Genomic DNA, 17689 nt, shown 5'->3' with positions numbered 1-17689 from the left:
CCGGGGCAGGAGGCGTCACGCGCCTATACGGCCCGCTCGTGGCCCTCCCAGTACGGGGCGCGCAACCGTCGTTTGTAGAGCTTGCCGTTGGGATCGCGGGGCATGGCCTCGACGAAGTCGACGGTACGGGGGCGTTTGTAGCCGGCGAGGTGGCGGGCGCAGTGGGCGAGGAGGTCGGCGGCGAGGTCCTCGCCCGGCTCATGCCCGTCGGCCGGCTCGACCACGGCCTTGACCTCCTCGCCCCAGTCGGTGTGCGGGATGCCGAAGGCCGCGGCGTCGGCGACGGCCGGGTGCGAGAGGAGGGCCGCCTCGATCTCGGCGGGGTAGATGTTGACCCCGCCCGAGATGATCATGTCGATCTTGCGGTCGCGGAGGAAGAGATAGCCGTCCTCGTCCAGGACGCCCAGGTCGCCGACGGTGAAGAAGTCGCCGATGCGGTTCTTCGCGGTCTTCGTCTCGTCCTTGTGGTACGAGAAGCCGCCCGTGGACATCTTCATGTAGACGGTGCCGAGTTCGCCGGGCGGCAGCCGCTTGCCGTCGTCGTCGAAGACGGCGAGTTCGCTGATCGGCCAGGCCCGGCCGACCGTGCCCGGCCTCTTCAGCCAGTCCTCGGCGGTGGCGAAGGCGCCACCGCCCTCGCTCGCCGCGTAGTACTCCTCCACGCACCTCCCCCACCAGTCGATCATCGCCCGCTTCACGTGGTCGGGGCAGGGGGCGGCGCCGTGGATGGCGTGGCGCATCGACGAGACGTCGTACCGGCTCCGTACCTCCTCGGGGAGGGCGAGGAGGCGGTGGAACTGGGTCGGGACCATGTGGGTGTGGGTACAGCGGTGGGTGTCGATGAGCCGCAGCATCTCCTCGGGCGTCCACTTGTCCATGAGGACGAGCGGGTGGCCGATGTGCAGGGCGGCGCCCGCGAACTGGAGCACGGCCGTGTGGTAGAGCGGCGAGCAGACGAGGTGGACGTTGCCGTCGAAGGGCTTGATGCCGAAGATGCCGAGGAACCCGCCGAGGTACGTCTCCTCCGGGAGCTTTCCCGGCAGGGGGCGGCGGATGCCGCGCGGCCGGCCCGTGGTGCCGGAGGTGTAGTTCATGACCCAGCCGAGGGTGCGGCCGTCGGGCGGGGAGGCCGGGAAGCCGTCGAGGAGTGCGGCGTACGGGCGGAAGCCCTCCACCCGGCCCACGGCGTAGCGGTGGGTCCGGGGCAGCTTCGCCTCGTCGGCGGCGGCCGACGCCGCGGGCCCGAAGCGTTCGTGGGCGAGGAGGACCTTGGCGCCGGAGTCGGCGACGATCCAGGCGATCTCGGGCCCGACGAGGTGGTGGTTGACGGGGACGAGATAGAACCCGGCCTGGGTCGCGGCGAGATGGGCGGTGAGGAACTCGACGCCGTTGGGCAGGACCACGGCGAAGGCGTCGCCCCGCTCGAGGCCGGCCGCGCGCAGGCCGTGGACCAGCCGGTTGACGTCGGCGTGCAGCCGTCCGGCCGTCCACTCCTCGCCGTCCGGGGCGATCAGGACCGTACGGAAGGGGTCGGCGGTGGCCTGGGACCAGAATCCTCCCCCAGACTTCGTCCGGGGGGACCCCCACGGTTCGCTCACGGGGTGCTCCGTCCGGCGATGCGGTTGATGCGGTCGACGGCCTGCTCGAAGCCGCGGGTGAGGTCGTCGAAGACCTGCTGGACGCCGCGTTCGGTGTTCATCCTGCCGACGATCTGTCCGACGGGGGTGCCGAGCAGCGGCTCGACCTCGTACTTCTGGATACGGGAGACGGCCTCGGCGACGAGGAGGCCCTGCAGGGGCATGGGGAGGGTGCCGGGCCCGTCCGGGTCGTCCCAGGCGTCGGTCCACTCGGTGCGGAGCTGGCGTGCGGGTTTGCCGGTGAGGGCGCGGGAGCGGACGGTGTCCCCTGAGCCGGCGGCGAGGAGTTTGGCGGTCAGCGCGCGGGAGTGGAGTTCGGCCTCGGTGGTCGTGAGCCAGAGGGAGCCGAGCCACACGCCCTGGGCGCCGAGCGCGAGTCCGGCGGCGATCTGTTCGCCGCTGCCGATGCCGCCCGCGGCGAGGACGGGCAGCGGTGAGACGGCGTCGACGACCTCGGGAGTGAGGACCATGGAGGCGATCTCGCCGGTGTGGCCCCCGGCTTCGTAGCCCTGGGCGACGACGATGTCGATGCCCGCGTCGGCGTGGTGGCGGGCGTGGCGGGCGCTGCCGGCGAGGGCGGCGACGAGGACGTCGTGGTCGTGGGCGCGGGCGACGACATCGGCGGGCGGGGAGCCGAGCGCGTTGGCGAGGAGCTTGATGGGGTAGTCGAAGGCGACGTCGAGCTGGCCGCGAGCGACCTGTTCCATCCAGCCGGTGATGCGCCAGCCGGAGGCCTCGCCCTCGGCGAGGTCGGGGACGCCGTGTTTGGCGAGGGTCGTACGGACGAACTCCCGGTGGCCCTCGGGGATCATCGCCTCCACATCGGCCTCGCTCACGCCCTCGACCTTCTTGGCCGGCATGACGACGTCGAGGCCGTACGGCAGCCCTTCGGTGTGGGCCTGCATCCAGTCGAGGTCGCGGGCGAGGTCGTCGGGCGCGGTGTAGCGGACCGCGCCGAGGACGCCGAATCCGCCGGCTCTGGTGATGGCGGCGGCCACCGCGGGGAAGGGCGTGAAGCCGAAGATGGCGTGCTCGATCCCCAGCTTGTGGCTCAGCTCCGTCTTCATGGGCGGCAGGATGCCGCAGCGGATCGCCCGAGGGAAGAGGTTTTCTGATACCGCGTCAGATTCTTTGCGCCGCCGCCCGCTTCCTTGACGGGCCCCCACGCCGGTAAGAAAGTTTCAGGCGATACGGGTGCGCCCGAAGGATTCTTTCAGTGGCGTGGGAGAGGGTAGGGATGACGGAGGAATCGGCAGCGGGTTCGGTGGGCCGGGGAGTCGGTCGCCGCGCTTTCGGCGGCGGACTGCTGGCTCTGGGAGGTGCGGTGATGGTCGGCTCGATCCCGGGGGTCGTCGCGGCCGCCAGCCCCGGGGGCGGGGGCGGGGGCGGGGGCGGGGGCGGGGGCGGGGGCGGGCGGCTCACGCTGCGGCACGGCACCGCCGAGCGGGCCGGACTGCTTCCCGGGCATCTGGACCGGCTGGTCGCCGACGCCGAGAGGTTCCTCGGCCCCTCCCCCGAGCACCCCTGGTACGCGGGAGCGGTACTGCTCGCCGGACGGGGCGGGACGGTCGCGCTGCACCGCGCCATCGGATCGGCCGTACGGTACGCGCGCTACGACGAGAAGACGGACACCGGCGTCGAACTGCCCGCCGACGAGCGCATCGCGATGACCGAGGACACCGTCTTCGACCTCGCCTCCGTCTCCAAGCTCTTCACCTCGATCCTGGCGGTCCAGCAGATCGAGCGCGGGGCCCTGGAGCTGGAGGCGAAGGTCACGGCGTACCTGCCCGAGTTCGGCGGAGGCGGGAAGCAGGACGTCAACGTCCGTCAGCTGCTCACGCACACCTCGGGGTTCCGCGCCTGGATCCCGCTCTACAAGGAGCCGACGCGGGAGGGGAAGCTGCGGCGGCTGTGGAACGAGACCCTTGCCCATCCGCCCGGCACGAGGTACCTCTACTCCGATCTGAACCTGATCTCGCTCCAGCTCATCCTGGAGGAGATCACCGGCCACCCCCTGGACGTCCTGCTCCACGACGAGATCACCGGTCCGCTCGGAATGCGCCGCACGCGGTTCAATCCCCCGCCCTCCTGGAGGCCGGGGATCGCGGCGACGGAGGACGCCCGGCTCCCCTGGTCGGGCCTCGATCGGGGCATGGTGTGGGGCGAGGTCCACGACGAGAACGCGTACAGCATGGGCGGCGTCGCGGGCCATGCCGGAGTCTTCTCCCACGCCTGGGACCTCGCCGTCCTGGCCCGCACCCTCCTCAACGGAGGCGCGTACGGCCGCGCCCGCATCCTCTCCCCCGAGTCCGTCGCGCTGATGTTCACCGACTTCAACACCGCCTTCCCCGGCGACGAGCACGGTCTCGGCTTCGAACTCCACCAGCACTGGTACATGGGCGCCATGGCCACCCCGCGCACGGCCGGGCACACCGGCTTCACCGGCACCAGTCTCGTGCTCGACCCGACCACCGACGCGTTCCTGGTCGTGCTCGGCAACTCCGTCCACCCCGTGCGCAGTTGGCGCTCCGGCTCCGCTCCCCGGGTCGCCGCCGCGAACAACCTGGCCCGCGCGGTGCCCGTCCGCCCGGCGCGCGGCCGGACGGCCTGGTTCTCGGGGATGGCGAGCGCGGCCACCGCCACGCTCACCCTGCCCCCGCTCACCGGCGCACGGCGGCTGGAGTGCGCGCTGTGGTGGGACACCGAGCCGGTCACCGACGCCGCCTTCCTGGAGGCGTCACGGGACGGCGGCGCGACCTGGGGGCCGGTGCCGTTCACCACCGTACGCGGAGGCGCGCGGCCGCAAGAGCACCCGGGCGGCTCGGTGAGCGGCTGGTCCGGGCGGGTCTGGCACGCCCTGACGGCCGATCTGCCGGACCGCGCCCCCGGCTCCGTACGTCTGCGCTGGCGGTACGCGACGGACCAGCGGTATGTCGGGCGGGGGGTGTACGTCGACGGGCTGCGGGTGGTGGACGGCGACGGCCGGCCGCTCTTCGACGAGGCGCGGCCGTCGGACGCGGCCCGGATCGAGACGGTGGGCTGGAGCAGATCGGCGGACTGAGCCTCGACCGGCCGTGCGGTCACGACCGCATCGCTGGGCCGGCGCGGCTCGGGGGTCCAGGTCCGGCCGCACGGCTCGGGCGACGCGCTGTGGCCTGGCGGCTCAGGCGACCCGGTCCGGCCGCCCGCTCAGTCGCGCGGCTCGGCCGCCGTGCGCAGGGCCGCGAGGACCGGGCTGATCAAGGGATGCTCCTCCGCTCCGCGCCGTACCGCCGCGAAGACGCGGCGGGTCGGGGCGACCCCGTCGACCGGCCGGACGACGACGGCGTCGAGTTCCATCCCGCGCAGCGCCGAACGCGGCACGAGCGCCACACCGGCAGCGGCCGAGGCCAGCGCGACGACGGCGCGGAAGTCGTCGGACGAGTGCTCCAGGCGGGGCTCGAAACCGGCGTACTCGCAGGCCAGGACGGTGACGTCATGACAGGGGTTGCCGGTGGACTGGCCGATCCACGCGTCCTTGGCGAGGTCGGCGAGGGCGACCCGCTCGTCGGCGGCGAGCCGGTGACCGACCGGCAGGACGGCGTCGAAGGGTTCGGCGTACAGAGGTACGCGGGTGAGCCGGGCGTCGTCCTCCCCCGGCGCTCCTCGGTACTCGACCGCCACGGCGACGTCGACCTGCCGGTCCAGGACCATGAGCAGGCTCTCGTCGCCCTCCGCGTCCCGCACCCGCACCCGGATGCCGGGCGAGGTGCGGGCGAGACCGGTGATGGCGGGGGCGACGACCAGGCCGATACCGGTGGCGAAGGCCGCCACCGTGACCGTGCCCGCCTCGCCGGAGCCGTACGCGGCGAGCTCGGACTCGGCGCGTTCCAGCTGGGCCAGGACCGCGTTGGCGTGGTTGAGCAGGATCTCGCCGGCCGGGGTGAGCCGCGCCCCGCGGGCGCTGCGCTCGACCAGCCGGTGGCCGGTCTCCTGCTCCAGGGCCGCGAGCTGCTGGGAGACCGCGGAAGGGGTCAGATAGAGCGCGGCGGCAGCCGCCGTGACCGTGCGGTGGTCGGCCACCGCACGGAGGATGTGCAGCCGCCGCGCTTCGATCATGCCCTCAGTGTCGCAGGGCGGCGCGGGCGTCGACGAACGCGTCGACCGCGCGGTTCACGTCCTCGGTGGAGTGCGCCGCCGAGAGCTGGACGCGGATGCGCGCCTGGCCCTGCGGCACGACGGGGTACGAGAAGCCGATCACGTACACGCCGCGCTCCAGGAGCAGCTCGGCCATCCGTCCGGCCTCGGACGCGTCGCCGATCATGACGGGGGCGATGGCGTGGTCGCCGGGGAGGATGTCGAAGCCCTCCTCGGTCATGCGGGAGCGGAACAGCGCGGTGTTGGCGCGCAGCCGGTCGCGCAGGTCGCCGGCCGACTCCAGGAGGTCGAGGACCTTGAGGGAGGCGGCGGCGATGACCGGGGCGAGCGTGTTGGAGAAGAGGTACGGGCGGGAGCGCTGGCGCAGCAGGGCGACGATCTCGGCGCGGGCGGCGACGTAACCGCCGGAGGCGCCGCCGAGGGCCTTGCCGAGGGTGCCGGTGATGATGTCGACGCGGTCCATGACGCCGTGCAGCTCGGGGGTGCCGCGACCGCCGGGGCCCACGAAACCGACGGCGTGCGAGTCGTCGACCATCACCATGGCGTCGTGGCGCTCGGCGAGGTCGCAGATCTCGTCGAGCGGGGCGACGTAACCGTCCATGGAGAACACGCCGTCGGTGACGATCAGCTTGCGCCGGGCGCCGCCTTCGGTCGCCTCCTTGAGCTGCCGCTCCAGGTCGGCCATGTCGCGGTTGGCGTAGCGGAAGCGGCGGGCCTTGGAGAGCCGGATGCCGTCGATGATGGAGGCGTGGTTGAGGGCGTCGGAGATGACGGCGTCCTCGGGGCCGAGGAGCGTCTCGAAGACGCCGCCGTTGGCGTCGAAGCAGGAGGAGTAGAGGATCGTGTCCTCCTGGCCGAGGAAGGAGGACAGCCGCGCCTCCAGCTCCTTGTGCACCTCCTGCGTCCCGCAGATGAAGCGCACGGACGCCATGCCGTAGCCCCAGCGGTCGAGCGCCTCGTGGGCGGCGGCGATCACCTCGGGGTGGTCGGCGAGGCCGAGGTAGTTGTTGGCGCAGAAGTTGAGCACCTCCCCGGGCTGCCCGCCGGCGGTGACGGCGACGGTGGCGGACTGGGGGGTGCCGATGACCCGCTCGGGCTTGTGCAGACCGGCGGCACGGATCTCGTCGAGGGTGGTGCGGAGGTCGTCGCGTACGGAGGAGAACATTCGGGGTCCTTCAGGAAGCGGGGTAGCGGGAGGAGGTGAACCGAGCCCTCAGGACGAGGCCGCGGTCCAGTCGAGGATGATCTTTCCGCCCTTGCCGGACGCCGCGTCGTCGAAGGCGGCCTCGAAGTCGCGGTAGTCGTACCGGCCGGTGATCACGGGGGCGAGGTCGAGTCCGCCCTCCAGGAGCACGGACATCGCGTACCAGGTCTCGAACATCTCGCGGCCGTAGATCCCCTTGATGGTGATCATGGAGGTGACGATCTTCGCCCAGTCGACCGAGAAGTCCTCGGCGGGCAAGCCGAGCATCGCGATCTTGCCGCCGTTGGTCATGTTGGCGACCATGTCGCGCATGGCGCGCGGGTTGCCGGACATCTCCAGGCCGACGTCGAAGCCCTCCTTGAGGCCGAGCGTGCGCTGGCCGTCGGCGATCGTCCGCTCGGCGACGTTCAGGGCCAGCGAGACGCCCGCCTTGCGGGCGAGGTCGAGACGCTCCTCGCTGACGTCGGTGATGACGACGTTGCGCGCGCCCGCGTGCTTGGCGACGGCGGCGGCCATGATGCCGATCGGGCCGGCGCCGGTGACCAGCACGTCCTCGCCGACGAGCGGGAAGGACAGGGCGGTGTGCACGGCGTTGCCGAAGGGGTCGAAGATCGCGGCCACGTCGAGGTCGACGGCCACCCGGTGGACCCAGACGTTGGACGCGGGCAGGGCGACGTACTCGGCGAACGCGCCGTCGCGGCCCACGCCCAGTCCGACGGTGGCGCGGCAGAGGTGGCGGCGGCCGGCCAGACAGTTGCGGCACTTGCCGCAGACGAGGTGTCCCTCGCCGCTGACCAGGTCGCCGACCTTGATGTCCGCGACGTCACGGCCGGTCTCGACGACCTCGCCGACGAACTCGTGGCCGAGGGTGAGCGGCGTGGTGATGGTCTTCTGGGCCCAGCCGTCCCAGGAGCGGATGTGGAGGTCGGTGCCGCAGATACCGGTCCGCTTGACCTTGATCAGGACATCCGCGGTGCCGATCTCCGGCTCCGGCACGTCCGTGAGCCAGAGACCCGGCTCCGCCTTCTGCTTGACCAGTGCCTTCAATGCCATGGCTCCCGACGTACGAGTCCTGTGAGTGAGGGGGTCGAGGCGCGGTTTCGCGCCAAGATCCCGCAGGAGAATCTTCCGTACGTCGGGCCCGTGGTCCATCGAGGTTTTCTTAAGCGCGGTCGCAGGTCAGCTTCACGCCGCTGGTGGGGGCGGGCCGCCGGTCAACGTCCGAGCACCGCCATCGCCGCATTGTGGCCGGGGATTCCGCTGACTCCGCCGCCCCGGACGGCTCCGGCACCGCACAGCAGGACGTTGGCGTGGGCGGTTTCGACACCCCAGCTGCCCGCGTCTTCCTCCCCGTAGGGGAAGGAGAGGTCGCGGTGGAAGATGTGGCCGCCGGGCAGCCTCAGTTCGCGTTCGAGGTCGAGCGGGGTCTTCGCCTCGATGCAGGGGCGGCCGTCGGCGTCGAGGGCGAGGCAGTCGGTGAGCGGTTCGTCGAGGACGGCGTCGAGCTCGGCGAGGGTGGCCTTGAGGAGTTCGGCGCGGGTGGTGTCGTTGTCGGCGGCGAACAGCCGGGCGGGGGTGTGCAGTCCGAAGAGCGTCAGGGTCTGGTAGCCCTGGGCGGCGAGGTCGGGGCCGAGGATGGTGGGGTCGGTCAGGGAGTGGCAGTAGATCTCGGACGGCGGGGTGCTCGGTGGCCGGCCGGCGGCGGCTTCGGCGTACGCGTTCGCCAACTGGTCGTAGCCCTCGGCGATGTGGAAGGTGCCGGCGAACGCCTCGCGCGGGTCGACGGACCGGTCCCGGAGCTTCGGCAGCCGGGTGAGCAGCATGTTGACCTTGAGCTGGGCGCCTTCCGCGGGCGGCGGGGGCGTCTCGCCGAGGAGAGCGGCGAGGGCCTGTGGGGAGGCGTTGACCAGCACGTGGTCCGCCTCGACGGTGCCCTCCCCGTCGGCCGTGCGGTAGGTGACCTCGGCGCGGCGGCCGTCCGTCTCGACGCGGGTCGCCTCGTGTCCGGTGCGGATCTCCGCGCCGGCCGCGCGGGCGGCGTCCGCGAGGGCGTCGGTGAGCGCGCCCATGCCGCCGACGGGGACGTCCCAGTCGCCGGTCCCGCCGCCGATGACGTGGTAGAGGAAGCAGCGGTTCTGGAGCAGGGAGGGGTCGTGGGCGTCGGCGAAGGTGCCGATCAGCGCGTCGGTGAGGACGACGCCGCGTACGAGGTCGTCGGTGAAGGTCTCTTCGACGGCGGCGCCGATGGGCTCCTCGAACAGCGTCCGCCACGCCGTCTCGTCGGCGACACGGGCGCGCAGCTCGGCGCGGGTGGGCAGCGGTTCGGTGAGGGTGGGGAAGACGCGCTCGGCGACCTCGCCCGTACGACCGTAGAACGCCTGCCACGCCTCGTACTCGCGGTCGGAGCCGGTGAGCGCGGCGAAGGAGGCGCGGGTGCGGTCGGGGCCGCCGCCGACGAGCAGCCCGCTGTCGCCCTTCGGCGTGTACGAGGAGATGGACCGCTTCCGCAGCGCGAAGCGCAGCCCCAGGTCGCGCACGATCTTCGGCGGCAGGAGCGAGACGAGGTAGGAGTAGCGGGAGAGGCGGGCGTCGACCCCGGCGAAGGGGCGGGTGGAGACGGCGGCGCCGCCGGTGGAGTCCAGGCGTTCGAGGACGAGGACGGTACGTCCGGCGCGTCCGAGGTAGGCGGCCGCGACCAGTCCGTTGTGGCCGCCGCCGACGATGACGGCGTCGTACGAGCGCTGTGCGGTCATGTCTCTTGCTAGCACGCGAAGATTCCCGGCGAAACCCCGCGGGCCTCGCTAGGCGTGCCCCGGGGCGGGGTGGCGGAGCGCGGCCACCTTGCGGTAGAGCTCGACGGCGGCGGCGTGCCGGCCGAGGCGTTCGAGGCAGTGGGCCTCGTCGTGGCGGCCGGCCAGCGTGTCGGGGTGCGTTTCGCCGAGGACGCGCTCGCGGACCTCGGCGACCTGGCGGTAGGCCGGCAGGGCCTCCTCCCAGCGGTCGAGCCGGCCGAGGGCGACGGCGACTTCGCGGAGGCTGACCAAGGCGTCCGGGTGCTCCGGGCCGAGGACGCGCTCGCGGACGGCGCGGACGGCCCGCGCCTCCGCGAGGGCTTCGTCCCAGCGGGCCGTGCGCCCGAGGTTGACGCCAAGCGCGTGGCGGGCGCGCAGCGTCTCGGGATCGTCCGCGCCGTGGACGCGGGTGCGGGCCGCCACGAGGTCGCGGAAGATTTCCACGGCCTCGGCGCCCCGGCCGAGCCGGCCCAGACAGATCCCGACCTCGTGTCGGGCGGCGAGCGTGTCGGGATGGTCGGCGCCGAGGACGGAGCCGCGTGCCGCCGTGACCTCCCGGTAGGCGGACAGCGCCTCGGACCAGCGGCCCAACCGCCCCAGGGTGTACGCGACTTCGTAACGGGTCACCAGCGTGTCGGGGTGCTCGGCGCCGAGCAGCCGGGCCCGCGCCTCGGCCACCTCGCGGGCCATCCGGTACGACTCCTCGGTGCGGCCGAGCCTGCCCAGGTTGAAGGCGAGGTTGTGGCGGCAGCGCAGCGTGTCGGGATGGTCCGGTCCCATGGTGCGCTCGCGGGAGGCGAGCACCTCCGCGTACAGCTGGTGTGCCTCGAAGTGCCGTCCGAGACGGCCGAGCACGTAGGCGGTCTCCTGGCGGGCGGCGAGCGTGTCGGGGTGGTCGACGCCGAGCAGCCGTACCCGGCCCTCGCCGACGCGGGCGAACTCGCGCAGCGCGTCGGCCGGGCGGGCGAGCCGGCTGAGCGTGAAGGCGTACTCGTAGCGGCTGGCGAGGGTGTCGGCGTGGTCGGGGCCGAGGGCCCGCTCGCGGTCCTCGGTAACGGAGCGGAGCACGTCCCGCGCCTCGTCCCAGCGGCCGAGCCGGCCGAGGCCGAGTCCGGCACGGTGCCGGCCGGCGAGGACGGCGATCAGTTCGGCGGACGGGGCGGGGCGCGCGGGCAGTTCGGGGGATGGGGCAGGGCCCGCGGGCAGCGGGGGCTCGGTCGGCGAAAGAGCGCGGGAGGGGCGGGTCCACGCGCCCGTGAGCCCGGCGGCAGGATCGTAGGCCGGTTCCCGTGGTGCGAGCGGGCCGGTGATCGCCTTGTGGCCGGCGGTCATGCCCCGCGTCCAGTGCGGCAGTCGGGGCGGGGCGGACGCCATCGGGGCCGTGTCGAGGACCTGGGCGGGGACGGTGACGACCGGGACACCGCCGGTGCGGGCGGTGACGATCCGGCGGCGCAGATCGGTGGCGTCGGCGGGCCGCCCGTCCGGTGTCTTGGCCAGCAGATCGAGGACGATCCGGTCGAGGTAGTCGGGGAGTTCGGCGCGGCGCGTACGCAAGGGCTCCGGCGGGGTGTCGCGGTGCCCGACGAGGACGGCCCAGGCGTCGTCGAGGTCGAACGGCGGGACGCCGGTGGCGATCTCGTACAGAACGCAGCCCAGCGAGTACAGGTCGCTGCGGTGGTCGATCTCGCCGCCGCTGATCTGCTCGGGCGACATGTAGTGGGGGGTCCCCATGGCGATGCCGGTGCCGGTGAGACGCGAGGTGAAGCCGATGTCGGCACCGAGGCGCGCTATCCCGAAGTCGCAGATCTTCACGGCGCCGTCGCCGAGCCTCATGATGTTGGCGGGCTTGAGGTCCCGGTGCACGATGCCCTGGCGGTGGGTGTAGGCGAGCGCGTCGGCGACCTGCTCGGCGATGTCGACGACATCCTGGACCGGCAGCGGATGCTGCTTGTTCTCCTCAAGGAGCTGGCTGAGGTTGTGGCCCTCCAGCAGCTCCATCACCAGGAACAGCACGCCGTCGGACTCGCCGAAGTCGTGGACGACGGTGACCCCGCGGTGCTGGAGGGAGGCGGCGACGCGCGCCTCGCGCCGGAACCGCTCGCGCACCACCCTGGTGAAGTCGGGGTCCCGGTGGGGGCCGAGCGGCTTGAGGCACTTGACCGCGACGCGGCGGCCGAGCAACTCGTCGGTGGCGCGCCACACCTCGCCCATGCCGCCGCGCCCGATCACGTCGTGCAGCCGGTAGCGGCCCTGGATCAGCCTGGTCTCCGCCATCGCGTGCTGTCGCCCCCGTCGATTCGCCACGCCCTCCCCGGGCCCGTCCAGTATGGCGGCCCGTCTGCGGAGTTTGTACGGGGCGGGGGCGGTTCCGCGTGTCAGCGCCAGACGGTCTGGATCGAGTCGAACTGGACCCAGGTGATGGGGTTGCCGGTGTTGGCGCCGAAGATGGTCACCGTTCCGGCGGGGCTGATCTCGAAGCGGCAGGCGTTGATGCCCTGGGAGTTGTTGCGGGGCGCGGCGGCGCGCGTGTACCAGGTCGGGGTGAGGCCGGCCGGGAGGGTGGCGATCCTGGTGTCGGTGGTGAGGTTGCAGGTGATGGCGCCGCGGGCCTGGAGGTAGGTGGTGCCGGCGAGGGTGAGGATGCGGACCTGCGGGGTGGCGCCGGTCTGCGGGGTGATGCCGGGCTCCAGGACGAGGTCGGCCCACTCACCTGCCTCCACGCCCCCGGTGGCGGCGGCCGCCGGGGCGGCGGTGGCCAGGCTCCCCACGGTCAGGGCGGCGGGCAGGGCGAGAGCGGCACCGAGAAGGCTGCGGCGGTTCTGCGACATGGTGGATCGACTCCTTGACGAGGCGTGAGAAGAGGGGGAAGAAGAAGAGGGGCTGAGGGTCAGCGCCAGACGGCGCTGAAACTGTCCAGCTGTGCCCAGGTGATGACGTTGTCGCCGGTGCCGCCGTAGAGCCGCAGCTGCCGGTCGGTCTCCGCCTCGGCGTGCGCGACACAGCGGCTCGCGCGGTTGTTGCGGGGGACGCCGGCCCGGGCCGGCATGCTCGGGGTCAGCGCGTCGGGCAGCGTGGCGATGACCGCGTCGGCGCTGAACGTGCCCTTGACGCCGCCACTGAGCTGGAGCGTCGTCGTACCGGCGAGGGAGATCAACCGGCCCTGGGGAGCGTTCTGGTCGGCGGTGACACCGGCGGCCAGGGTGAGCGGCTGCCAGTCCGTGAGCACCTTCACGCCGTCGACCTCCGGCGCCCCGGACAGCGACATGATGGTGCAGGTGCGAGGGCCGGGGTTCTCGCACGCGAAACCGAAGTGCAGGTGCGGCACGCCGTCGCGCAGCGACACGGCCATGCCCTCGGGCTCCCGGTACTCCAGGCCGGGCGCGGCCAGCACATGGTGCTGGTCCAGAACGGCGCCGGTGGCCCAGTCGACAGCGGTGAGGTACGTGTTGCCGGGGAACGGGTTGTCGGGGCCGATGGCCTGCCCGGCCAGCATGTACAGGACGCCGCCGAGGGAGGCGTACCCCTGGAAGACGCCGTTGGGGTTGGGCTGGGCGATGCGCGCGATCGGCTCCCACACACCGGCCGCCGCCTTGGCCAGGTCGTACGACTCGTACTTCATGCCGCTGAGGCCGAACCGGACGATCAGTCGGTTGGTGGTGGGGTCGATGGTGCAGGTGACGCCGGTGGCCCCGGCCGCCGGGGTGTACGGCGTCGCGTGGAGCGGGGAGCCGTGGTCGAGGACCGTGCCGGAACGGAACTCGAAGTGGGTGATCGCCGTGCCGTAGCCCTCGTTGCTGCTGTTGGGCTTGGACGCGGTCTCGGTCCACAGGCGGGTGACACCGCCCCGGTTCTCGACGGCCATGGAGACGCCGTGGCCGAAGCCCCGCAGATACATGTGTCCGGTGATGGCGCCCGCCTGGCTGAGGCGGGTGACGCACAGATCGCCGTGGGCGACCCGGTCCGCGTAGCTGACGGGCCCCGACTCTCCCTCGAGGGTGAGGCCGCCCTGCGCGACCTGGATCACGAAGATCTCACCCGTCACCGGCTCGACGCCGAACGACTGCATGACCGTGCCGTTCTTCAGCGGGCGCCGGTGGAGCAGCTTGCCCACCGGCCCCGCGATGTCTATCTGTCCCTCGACGCTGACGCTCAACGTGGTCGCTCCCTGTGCTTTCTCCGCGATCGGATCGGGTCTTGGATCGGATCGGATCGGCGGACAGTCTGCCAGCACCGTTACGGGAGCCAGGATGCGCGGTGCCTCGGCGCGGTCGCGTGACGACCGCCGCGGTGCTGTAGTGAATACAGGAGAGCCTCGTCGAGAGGGGTCGCCATGCAGTCTTCCTCCCGCAGGCGGACGACCGTCCTGGCCTCCGCCACCGCGCTGCTGAGCCTCGGCGTCCTGGCACCGGTCACCCCCGCCCAGGCCGCCCCGCCCGGGCCGATCGTGGTCCGCGTCGTCGACGGCGACACGCTGGAGGTACGCGGCACTGGCAGGGTCGTACCCGACGGTGTCATCGCCCGCGTGCGCCTGCTCCAGGTCGACACGCCCGAGCGCGGCGACTGCTTCAGCCGCCAGGCCACGGCCCGCACCGCCGAACTGCTGCCGCCGGGCACCACGCTGCGGACCGAGAGCGACGTCCAGCTCAAGGACCGTTACGACCGCTATCTGCTCTACGTGTGGAACGAGAGCGGGGTTTTCGTCAACGAGTCCCTGGTGCGCAGCGGTCACGCCAAGGCCGTGCTGTTCGAGCCGAACGACAAGCACTGGAAGACGATGAGCGACGCCGAGACGGCCGCCCGCCGGGCGGGCGCGGGTCTCTGGTCCGCGTGCCCGGCCAACTGAGGGACGGGGCAGGCGGTTCCTAGACGCCTCCTAGCGCCGGACGCGGGGCATGCCCAGGCCGGTCCAGGAGATGATCTCGCGCTGGATCTCGTTGTTGCCGCCGCCGAAGGTGAAGATGACGGCGGAGCGGTAGCCGCGTTCCAGGTCGCCGTGGAGGACCGCGCCGGCCGAGCCCTCCTTGAGGGCGCCGGCCGAGCCGACGACCTCCATGAGCCAGGCGTAGGCGTCGCGGCGGGCCTCGGAGCCGTAGACCTTGACCGCGGAGGCGTCCTGCGGGGCGAGGGTTCCGGCCTCCACGGCGCTCACCATCTGCCAGTTGAGGAGCTTCATCGCGTCGAGCCGGGCGTGTGTACGGGCGAGGTTCCGGCGCACCCAGCCGAGGTCGATCACCCGGCGGCCGTCGGCGAGCGTGGTGTCGGCGGCCCAGCGCTGGACGTCGTGGAGGGCGCGGATCGCCATGGTGCCGTGGGCGGCGAGGGTGACGCGCTCGTGGTTGAGCTGGTTGGTGATCAGCCGCCAGCCCTTGTTCTCCTCGCCGACGCGCCGGGAGACGGGGACGCGGACGTTCTCGTAGTAGCCGGCGGTGGTGTCGTGCGACGCGAGGGTGTTGATCACGGTGCAGGAGTAGCCGGGGTCGGTCGTCGGCACGAGCAGCATGGTGATGCCCTTGTGCGGCGGGGCGTCCGGGTCGGTGCGCACGGCGAGCCAGATCCAGTCGGCGGTGTCGCCGTTGGTCGTCCAGATCTTCTGGCCGTTCACCGTGTAGTGGCCGGTCGCCTCGTCGCCCTCCCTCACGGCGCGGGTCCTGAGCGCGGCGAGGTCGGTGCCCGCGTCGGGCTCGCTGTAGCCGATGGCGAAGTCGATCTCCCCGGACAGGATCTTGGGGAGGAAGTACTCCTTCTGCTCGTCCGTACCGAACCGCATGATCGTCGGACCGACGGTGTTCAAGGACATCAGCGGCAGCGGGACACCGGCCTGGGCGGCCTCGTCGAAGAAGATGAACTGCTCCATGGCGCCGAGGCCGCGACCGCCGTACTCGACGGGCCAGCCGACCCCGAGCCATCCGTCGGCGCCGAGCCTTCGCACGGTCTCCCGGTAGAACCGCTTCCGGGCGGCCGCGTCCCCGATGGCTGCACCTCCCGTTTCCTTGGGGCCACGGGGGAAGGCGTGGACGTCGTCCGGGACGAGCTCGGCGAAGTACGCGCGCAGCTCCGCGCGAAGGCGGTGCTGGGCGGGCGTGTACTCGAGGTGCATGGGGGCCTCCCGTGGCATCCCGTGGCGGCGCCCTGGTGCGGTGCGCGCGACGGCCGCCACGGTAGAACGTGTTCCATAAATGGGGAAGCCCCGGCCCCTCCCACGGCCTCCGTGGAGGCGTCAGCGGGTGCCGGTGAGGTACTCCGGCGTGAGGAGTTCGGCGATCCGCTCGGCCGGCAGGAGGCCCTGCTCCAGGGTGAGTTCGGCGACGCCACGGCCGGTGGCGAGCGCCTCGCGGGCGATCGCCGTGGCGGCGGTGTAGCCGAGGTACGGGCTGAGGGCGGTGGCCAGCCCGATCGAGTTCTCCACGGCGGCACGCAGGGTGTCGACGTTGGGGGTGATCCCGCAGACACAGCGCTCGGCGAGGGTGACGCAGGCCGCGCGGAGCGAGGTGATGCTCCGGGAGAGGGCGTGCAGGATGACCGGCTCGAAGGCGTTGAGCTGGAGCTGACCGCCTTCCGCCGCCATGGTGATGGTCATGTCGTTGCCGATGACCTCGTAGGCGACCTGGTTGACGACCTCGGGGATCACCGGGTTCACCTTGCCGGGCATGATGCTCGAACCGGCCTGCACCGCGGGGAGGTTGATCTCGTTGAGTCCGGCTCGCGGGCCCGAGGAGAGCAGCCGCAGGTCGTTGCAGGTCTTGGAGAGCTTGACGGCGATCCGCTTGAGCACGCCGGAGAGCTGGACGAACGCGCCGCAGTCCTGGGTCGCCTCGACCAGGTTGGCCGAGGTCACCAGCGGCAGGCCGGTGATCTCGGAGAGGTGACGGCGGGCGGTCTCGGCGTAGCCGGGCGCGGCGTTGAGGCCGGTACCGATGGCGGTGGCGCCGAGGTTGATCTCGTGGATCAGCTCGATGGCCTCCGCGAGCCGGTCGCGGTCCTCGTCCAGCATCACGGCGTACGTGGAGAACTCCTGACCGAGCGTCATCGGCACCGCGTCCTGAAGCTGCGTACGCCCCATCTTGACGATGTCGCGGAACTCCATGGCCTTCTCGGCGAAGGCGTCCTGGAGGACGGCCATGGCCCCGAGGAGTTCATGGGCCGCCCGGATCGTCGCGACGCGGATCGCGGTCGGGTAGACGTCGTTGGTGGACTGGCCGAGGTTGACGTCCTCGTTGGGGTGGAGACGGTGGTAGTCACCCTTGGCGTGGCCCAGCAGCTCCAGGGCGCGGTTGGCGACGACCTCGTTGGCGTTCATGTTCGTCGACGTACCTGCGCCGCCCTGGATCACGTCCACCACGAACTGGTCGTGGAGGCGTCCGGCGCGGATCTCCCGGCAGGCGGCGACGATCGCGTCGGCCTTGACGGCCGGGAGCAGGCCGAGCTCCTGGTTGGCGAGGGCCGCGGCCTCCTTGACGGCGGCGAGCGCTCCGATGAGCTCCGGGTTGGTGGAGATCGGGGTGCCCGTGATCGAGAAGTTCTCCAGGGCGCGCAGGGTGTGGATGCCCCAGTACGCGCCGGCCGGCACCTCGCGGTCGCCCAGCAGGTCGTGTTCGCGGCGCGTGGGGGTCTGCTCGGCGGCGAGGGAGGGGGACTGGGAGGGGTGGGGCTGCATGGCGTGGGCGGCCTTTGCTCGTGGGCGGAGGTGGGGAGGGCGACGGGCGGGGCGCGGCGTGCGGGTGGGCCGAGGGGGCGTGTCGCCGGGGAGGCGGGTGCGGGTGACCGAGAAGGCGCGGCGCGCTGCCGTCCGTCGGTGCGGCGGGGCAGGCGGGTGCGGCGGGTACGGCGCGGCGCGGCGCGGCCCGGCGGCTGGGCCGGTGGGTGCGGCCCGGGCCGGCGGTGTCGGGCCCGGGCGAGTCGGGCGTACGCCCGGGCGAGTC

At 72.4% G+C, this 17689-nt stretch carries 13 protein-coding genes; 2 read left to right on the top strand and 11 right to left on the bottom strand.

Features of this window, described 5'->3' with window-relative positions:
• Nucleotides 1–23: 23 nt before the first annotated feature.
• Together ACIRB4_RS23415 and ACIRB4_RS23410 are read right to left on the bottom strand one after the other, a co-directional pair.
• A complete protein-coding gene (locus tag ACIRB4_RS23415; protein ID WP_403294064.1) occupies nucleotides 24–1598 on the bottom strand; it encodes an acyl-CoA synthetase in 1575 nt (524 codons plus the stop codon).
• Nucleotides 1595–2704: an NAD(P)H-dependent flavin oxidoreductase gene (locus tag ACIRB4_RS23410; protein WP_403294062.1), complete on the bottom strand. Its 1110-nt coding sequence runs from the start codon at nucleotides 2702–2704 to the stop codon at nucleotides 1595–1597. Before ACIRB4_RS23410 ends, ACIRB4_RS23415 begins: the two co-directional genes overlap by 4 nt.
• A 170-nt stretch (nucleotides 2705–2874) precedes the next feature.
• Here ACIRB4_RS23410 and ACIRB4_RS23405 point away from each other — a divergent pair, with 170 nt between their 5' ends.
• On the top strand, nucleotides 2875–4698 hold the full coding sequence (locus tag ACIRB4_RS23405) for a serine hydrolase (protein WP_403294061.1): 1824 nt from the start codon (nucleotides 2875–2877) through the stop codon (nucleotides 4696–4698).
• Nucleotides 4699–4826: 128 nt separating this feature from the next.
• On the opposite strand, the gene ACIRB4_RS23400 is transcribed toward ACIRB4_RS23405, so the two are convergent.
• From ACIRB4_RS23400 to ACIRB4_RS23370, 7 genes are all read right to left on the bottom strand, one after another.
• Nucleotides 4827–5735, bottom strand: coding sequence for a LysR family transcriptional regulator (locus ACIRB4_RS23400; protein ID WP_403294059.1), 909 nt, complete (start codon nucleotides 5733–5735; stop codon nucleotides 4827–4829).
• Between the two features lie 4 nt (nucleotides 5736–5739).
• Complete coding sequence (locus ACIRB4_RS23395; RefSeq protein ID WP_403294057.1) at nucleotides 5740–6939, bottom strand: glycine C-acetyltransferase; 1200 nt, start codon at nucleotides 6937–6939, stop codon at nucleotides 5740–5742.
• 48 nt (nucleotides 6940–6987) lie between these two features.
• Complete coding sequence (gene tdh / locus ACIRB4_RS23390; protein ID WP_403294313.1) at nucleotides 6988–8025, bottom strand: L-threonine 3-dehydrogenase; 1038 nt, start codon at nucleotides 8023–8025, stop codon at nucleotides 6988–6990.
• Between the two features lie 167 nt (nucleotides 8026–8192).
• A complete protein-coding gene (locus tag ACIRB4_RS23385) occupies nucleotides 8193–9731 on the bottom strand; it encodes a phytoene desaturase family protein (RefSeq protein WP_403294056.1) in 1539 nt (512 codons plus the stop codon).
• A gap of 48 nt (nucleotides 9732–9779) precedes the next feature.
• Complete coding sequence (locus tag ACIRB4_RS23380; protein ID WP_403294054.1) at nucleotides 9780–12044, bottom strand: tetratricopeptide repeat protein; 2265 nt, start codon at nucleotides 12042–12044, stop codon at nucleotides 9780–9782.
• Between the two features lie 101 nt (nucleotides 12045–12145).
• Nucleotides 12146–12598 carry a hypothetical protein gene (locus ACIRB4_RS23375; protein ID WP_403294052.1) on the bottom strand — a complete coding sequence of 151 codons (453 nt, stop codon included), beginning with the start codon at nucleotides 12596–12598 and terminating at the stop codon, nucleotides 12146–12148.
• A gap of 59 nt (nucleotides 12599–12657) precedes the next feature.
• Nucleotides 12658–13923: a hypothetical protein gene (locus ACIRB4_RS23370; RefSeq protein ID WP_403294051.1), complete on the bottom strand. Its 1266-nt coding sequence runs from the start codon at nucleotides 13921–13923 to the stop codon at nucleotides 12658–12660.
• A 177-nt stretch (nucleotides 13924–14100) separates the two neighbouring features.
• Here ACIRB4_RS23370 and ACIRB4_RS23365 point away from each other — a divergent pair, with 177 nt between their 5' ends.
• The gene (locus ACIRB4_RS23365) at nucleotides 14101–14613 is read left to right on the top strand and encodes a thermonuclease family protein (RefSeq protein WP_403294050.1); all 513 of its coding nucleotides are present in this window, start codon (nucleotides 14101–14103) and stop codon (nucleotides 14611–14613) included.
• Nucleotides 14614–14643: 30 nt separating this feature from the next.
• Here ACIRB4_RS23365 and ACIRB4_RS23360 read toward each other — a convergent pair whose 3' ends face one another.
• Together ACIRB4_RS23360 and ACIRB4_RS23355 are read right to left on the bottom strand one after the other, a co-directional pair.
• Complete coding sequence (locus ACIRB4_RS23360; protein WP_403294049.1) at nucleotides 14644–15867, bottom strand: acyl-CoA dehydrogenase family protein; 1224 nt, start codon at nucleotides 15865–15867, stop codon at nucleotides 14644–14646.
• Between the two features lie 120 nt (nucleotides 15868–15987).
• Nucleotides 15988–17424, bottom strand: a complete 1437-nt coding sequence (locus ACIRB4_RS23355) for an aspartate ammonia-lyase (protein ID WP_403294047.1) — start codon at nucleotides 17422–17424, stop codon at nucleotides 15988–15990.
• Nucleotides 17425–17689 lie beyond the last annotated feature (265 nt).

Source organism: Streptomyces sp. NPDC093600 (genome assembly GCF_044764755.1).
Classification (GTDB): domain Bacteria; phylum Actinomycetota; class Actinomycetes; order Streptomycetales; family Streptomycetaceae; genus Streptomyces.
This window is presented reverse-complemented; position numbering and strand designations above follow the sequence as displayed.

Bases quoted from the DNA above. Each gene is read 5' to 3' on its own strand.
- ACIRB4_RS23410 (WP_403294062.1), bottom strand. From the start codon at position 2,704: ATGAAGACGGAGCTGAGCCACAAGCTGGGGATCGAGCACGCCATCTTC.
- ACIRB4_RS23405 (WP_403294061.1), top strand. From the start codon at position 2,875: ATGACGGAGGAATCGGCAGCGGGTTCGGTGGGCCGGGGAGTCGGTCGC.
- ACIRB4_RS23400 (WP_403294059.1), bottom strand. From the start codon at position 5,735: ATGATCGAAGCGCGGCGGCTGCACATCCTCCGTGCGGTGGCCGACCAC.
- ACIRB4_RS23395 (WP_403294057.1), bottom strand. From the start codon at position 6,939: ATGTTCTCCTCCGTACGCGACGACCTCCGCACCACCCTCGACGAGATC.
- ACIRB4_RS23385 (WP_403294056.1), bottom strand. From the start codon at position 9,731: ATGACCGCACAGCGCTCGTACGACGCCGTCATCGTCGGCGGCGGCCAC.
- ACIRB4_RS23380 (WP_403294054.1), bottom strand. From the start codon at position 12,044: ATGGCGGAGACCAGGCTGATCCAGGGCCGCTACCGGCTGCACGACGTG.
- ACIRB4_RS23375 (WP_403294052.1), bottom strand. From the start codon at position 12,598: ATGTCGCAGAACCGCCGCAGCCTTCTCGGTGCCGCTCTCGCCCTGCCC.
- ACIRB4_RS23365 (WP_403294050.1), top strand. From the start codon at position 14,101: ATGCAGTCTTCCTCCCGCAGGCGGACGACCGTCCTGGCCTCCGCCACC.
- ACIRB4_RS23360 (WP_403294049.1), bottom strand. From the start codon at position 15,867: ATGCACCTCGAGTACACGCCCGCCCAGCACCGCCTTCGCGCGGAGCTG.
- ACIRB4_RS23355 (WP_403294047.1), bottom strand. From the start codon at position 17,424: ATGCAGCCCCACCCCTCCCAGTCCCCCTCCCTCGCCGCCGAGCAGACC.